This window comes from Shewanella sp. 1180_01, from assembly GCF_052850535.1.
Map to the genome: position 1 here is coordinate 1 of NZ_VXCT01000188.1, position 480 is coordinate 480.

Genomic DNA, 480 nt, shown 5'->3' on the forward strand with positions numbered 1-480 from the left:
GCAGGGCGTGTGGCCAGTGATGTGCTTGAAGACTTTTTTAACCGAGTTACCCAGTCTGTTAGCCAAACGCAGCATGGGCCAAACGGTCATCAGCAACGAGTTTGCCACGGTCGCGCAATTACTGGCGTGGTTTGTCACCCATGTGGAATGCAACCGCACCTTAAGCAACAGCTGGCGCAGTAACTGTAAATCGTTAGTGAGTAAACATCTCAGCGGCTGCTTTGCTGAGTTACCACTCAATGAGCTGAACTTTATCGCAGTGGACAGTTATTTAATCAAACCCATGTTGGCGCAGGGCTACTCGGCCAATTACATCAAAGCCGCGGTGAAGGTGTTGAAACGGGCGTTATCGGTTGCGGCCGATTTACGGGTATTAGACAGCAATAGCTTGGCGGGGTATCGGGTGCAAATGAGTTTGAAGATGCCCCCTTTGGTGGGCACGCAATTAAGCGAGTCGGATGTGGGCCCGTTATTCAGTGC

Annotated in this window: 1 pseudogene; it reads left to right on the forward strand. The window is 51.5% G+C overall.

Going from position 1 to position 480, the window contains the following annotated elements:
* A pseudogene (locus FW758_RS24805) lies at window positions 1–480 on the forward strand (tyrosine-type recombinase/integrase); the annotation flags it as partial.